General features: G+C 32.9%; 4 protein-coding genes and 2 pseudogenes. All 6 read left to right on the top strand.

Going from position 1 to position 4,520, the window contains the following annotated elements:
* Nucleotides 1-2,449 (top strand): hypothetical protein (locus Q0A18_RS12895; RefSeq protein ID WP_292010560.1); only part of this gene is annotated, 2,449 nt, incomplete at its 5' end.
* On the top strand, nucleotides 2,449-2,982 hold the full coding sequence (locus Q0A18_RS12890; protein ID WP_292010559.1) for a hypothetical protein: 534 nt from the start codon (nucleotides 2,449-2,451) through the stop codon (nucleotides 2,980-2,982). The genes Q0A18_RS12895 and Q0A18_RS12890, both read left to right, overlap by 1 nt.
* 59 nt (nucleotides 2,983-3,041) lie before the next feature.
* Entirely contained in the window at nucleotides 3,042-3,257 is a 216-nt protein-coding gene (locus Q0A18_RS12885; RefSeq protein WP_292010558.1) for a hypothetical protein, read from the top strand.
* Between the two features lie 124 nt (nucleotides 3,258-3,381).
* Nucleotides 3,382-3,588, top strand: coding sequence for a hypothetical protein (locus Q0A18_RS12880; protein WP_292010557.1), 207 nt, complete (start codon nucleotides 3,382-3,384; stop codon nucleotides 3,586-3,588).
* A 552-nt stretch (nucleotides 3,589-4,140) separates the two neighbouring features.
* Nucleotides 4,141-4,197 (top strand): annotated as a pseudogene (locus Q0A18_RS12875) (hypothetical protein); the annotation flags it as partial.
* 36 nt (nucleotides 4,198-4,233) lie between these two features.
* Nucleotides 4,234-4,520, top strand: a pseudogene (locus Q0A18_RS12870) (patatin); the annotation flags it as partial.

Below are 4,520 nucleotides of genomic sequence, written 5' to 3'. Positions count from 1 at the left end.
TTTAAAAGAATTTGATGAAGAAAGTCAAAAGATACTTTTATCCTATCAGAATAAGATTATTTCGGAAGATATGCTTATGAAAAATAATTTCCAAAATACTTCAGTTCCACAATCCAGCCCTGCTAATCAAGCATCAAATTCTGTAGAAAATATCAATTGGGAGACTGATGAATATTTTAATTTAAAACTCCTGGTTGCAAAAATAAAGTTTGCACAAAGCGGATCACGAGACTACCTGTTTGAATATAACATCCAAAGTTTGGAATCCAATATATCACAAAAATCTGTCAATGATGGCAAGAACAGTTATATCAGATTAAAAGTCTACAGAAATCCCCGTTTGGGAAATGTCAGCGTAAAATGGAATGATGTAAGAGTTGTTCAGGAAATCAATACTAAGAAAAAAATTGTCTACTACAAATTATATTTTCATTACACCGATCTAAGCGAAATCGCTTTTATTCTGGAGACTACCAATTACCAAGAATTCAGAAATCTAAATATACTTTTAGGCTATGGTGACATTGATGACTATGATGAAGACTACAACTATTTTCTAAAAAATTTTACAGATTCTTTGAAAAAGGATAGCTCTCCGGATATATTGAAGTTTCTATATGAAAATATTCCTGAATCTTTATTGGTAAATATTTCCAGTTTAATAGATAGTAATTTAATTTTTGATCATTTATATCAATTAACAGAATATGATGACACCGGTTTTTTCAGTGGCTGGCAAGATGGAAGTTCTGCAATAGTCAATAATCTAAGATGTATAGACCCTATTTTCTTATTAAATGAATTCAAAAAAAAACCGAATCTCTGCAATCGTATTTATTATAATCTGGATATGTCAAGCAAAATGGAAGGTGAAATGATGCCTAACAGAATTATTTTCGCTACCATTTTAATGCAATATTGTTTATTTTCACATAACAGACCTAAAGAAAATTCTCCTACTTTCACCATTGGGAAAGACTACAAAGTAGCGACTAAAATTACTGAACTAGGTGGTGATTTTTTTACTTTCGGCAAATCTGATCAGGAAACATTTTTTCTCCAGCAGCAACAGGAATATATTGTTGAAGAAGAGAATTATGAAACTGATGATCTTGGAGTCTCTACCATTGCAAAAAGCAACAGTACAAAAACACTTACTAAAGATCTGGATGATGGTGGACAATATTTCCCGATAGATATGGTTTTCTTCATCGATAGAAATACAGGATCTGAAACAAGTGCTCCTGTTCCGGCCATTTATGTAAAAGCTTTGGCTGACCTTGAAAAATGGGAAAACATTAACAAAACAATTCGTATTGTTGCTGACATTTTGGGAACCACTCTAGGAATAGGCACTCTATTGCTTACCGGAAATCCATACATAGCTCTTGCTGCAGCGGCTGATCTCGCCTTATCCGGAATGGATCTTACTGTACATGCGCTTAGAGTGGAGATCGCTAAATTAGAAGGTGGCGAGCAGTTCCTGAAAGAGTGGGACATCATTTATAATAACGGAGGTTTTATTATAGCCACTCCTCAATTAGTTGCCGGAATTTTTAAAAGTATTTTTAGTTTAATTCCAAAAGCAGCAGTAAATGTAAGACAGGGTTTGAAAGCAATGGCAATTTCCGTATTTTTGGATTTGAATAGCGGAATTTTCCAGAGAAAAGAGCTTCGTTTATTTGAAGCCACAGAATGGATCACTCCCAGCGCAGGATTCTTTTCAAAAACAAAAGAATGCGAAATATTGCTAGAAAACGGGGCTTTCTTTATGGAATTAGATGCTGCAATAATTAATGGAAAAATCGCAGAAGGTATAAATCCTGATATTATTGGAACAATAACTAACAAGAGAAAGTTCGGGTTAGTTTATCAGGGAGAAATAGTAGCCCAAGGAAATCGATATGATAAAGTTTATCGGAGAGTATTGATGGACTTGAAAAAGGCGATCAATAATGGAAATATTAGGATAATCCTAGAAGAATTAAAAAAATTAGCATTTTGTGAAAAAACACCAAAAATCACAAATAAATACCCTACAGAAAATCTACCAATAGATGGATTAATCTTAAATTATAATTTTGACTCAAAGGGTATTTTTAGACAATTGAATGGGAATCTTTTTCCTTCAAGAGAATTTGATTTTATAATTACAAAATCAGGTGATTTAAAGATCGGAAAAAAACATCATTTATTAGGCAATAAAGATGAGGTGTTAGCTGCCGGGCAACTTAGATTTAAAAATGGGAGAATCGTTGAACTTGACAACTTATCGGGACATTACAGACCAACTTCCGAAGAAGCTCAGCGACTGGGGCTAATATTAACTAAAATTGGGATTCCAATAAAGAGAGCTCGTAATGAAATTGTAGCTTTAAGCTTAAACAATAATGGAGAAATAGTACGAAATGGTAAAGATAAAATTATATATATTGAAAATATTAAATAATGGAACAAATAATACAAAAATTACTTAATGGCTTGGAAAGCCGCGGATGGGATTGTTATAAGCCCTTAAAAGATGAATTATTAAGTCATAATACTAAAGACTTAATAGTAAAAGTTATTACTACTGAATCTTTCAGATACACTGATGTCAGAAGCCTATTACTTATTGTTCCTGAGCTATGGAAAGATTTTTCATTGGAAGACTGGAAATATATTATGAGAAAAATTGACCGTCCCTCTAATTACAGGCTTTATATCGATGACAGTTCTTATTTTGAAGATATCCGTTTCCTATACAATTGGATTGGAATAGATAGTATCAGCTTATACAAAAATGACCCTTTACTATCTTCTGAAAATAAAAATAATTTAGATAAAGTATTTCCATTATTTTTACATGATACTATGAGAAATGGAGAAGAATATAAAGAAGATTTTAATGATGGAACATTTGGGAATATAAAATATTTCAAAGAAATGAAGTCCAAACTAATAAGTCAGGGAGCTAAAGCAAACGAGATGGGCCATTTATAACCCAAAACTTATCCACAAAATTATAACACGACACCTTTTGTCGCATTAAGCACCTATATTTGTTAGATGGCGTTATTGGCTGGTGGAAAAAAGCAACCATGTATGAAGATTATGGAGGACAATCTATTAATTTAATTCAATTTTGGGAAGCAAAAGCTTCAGGTAAAAGCATTGAAGAAGCAGCTTTATCTACTTTTACAGGTTCAAGAATGAAAGCTAAGGGATTTGGAAAGTTTACAATATGGAGCAACAAACGTATACTTTGCAGACTATAAAGAAAATGGGACCAAGTTATCAGGTCACTTTTTGCACCAGAACTTTTACAAAAAGTCTGCGCCATAACAGGTGAAGATCCTAATAATATTAAAGAATAGTGATATATAATTATCCAAATAAATTATGTTAACAGACAAAGAAATATTAGCAATAGCAGAACGTTATTTAAAAAGCAGAGCAGAACATTTTGGAGGATCAGATATTGAAGTAATAATATTGACCGAAGCAACTATCAAAAAACCTTATGGAAATATTTATCGATATCAGTCCAAAGAATGTAGGTTAACCGGAAATTTTAATAAATCTTTGGTAGAAAACGCTCTGTTTTAGTAGAAAAAAAATCAGGAAGAGTAGTTGGTTTTGGTACTGCAGGTAGCTTAGAAAACTATATACAAGATTATGAAAATGGGACAATGACACCAAGTTTAGACCTTTACCAGTATCCTGATGAAGACAGATTTGATTATAAATAATTCATATTTCATCTATAATAAAAGACCAATTCATGGAAAATGTGTTGCACCTGTATGTATTTCTGAATCTTATTTGAAACTGAAAAACAACTTGGAATGAAAAGGGATAGAGAAAGATATGTGATTTTGTAATTATTTTTTCACAATTAATTTATAACACGACAAGTTCTGTCGCTTCACGCGCCTACCTTTGCTTCAGAAGAAAACACCAAAAACAAATGAAGAAATCCCTGTAAGAAAAACTATTTAATTTCTTATAAAAAAAGCAAATAACATTACATGAAAAAGACAACCATTCTTTCTTTGGACGGTGGCGGAATAAAAGGTATAATCACCTGCATTATCCTACGCTACATAGAGGAACTCCTGGGGAGCTCATTTAAGTACCGATAATTTTTATGTAAAGGATATTTGCAGGGCCACCTCAGCAGCACCTGCCTATTTCAGTCCTGTACAGATCAAATCCAAATATGGCCAGACTTTCAGCCTGATTGACGGAGGAATGTTTGCTAACAATCCTACTTTATGCGCTTATGCGGAAGCCCGAAAAATTCCTTTTGCTGAAGTTTTAAAAAATCATCAGAAAGCAAACAACCCTGTAGCAAATGATATGATTATCATTTCTGTCGGAACCGGTCTTGAGTCAAAAAGCTATTCTTTTAAAAAACTTCAGAAAGCAGGAAAAATAGGATGGGTAAACCCTATCATTGATATTCTGATGTCTTCCAATGCCGAAACGGTTGATTATCAGATCTCACAGATGTTTCAGACCTTGGGACAACGTAATCA

It is taken from the genome of Chryseobacterium sp. (assembly GCF_022712095.1).
Lineage (GTDB): Bacteria > Bacteroidota > Bacteroidia > Flavobacteriales > Weeksellaceae > Chryseobacterium.
This window is presented reverse-complemented; position numbering and strand designations above follow the sequence as displayed.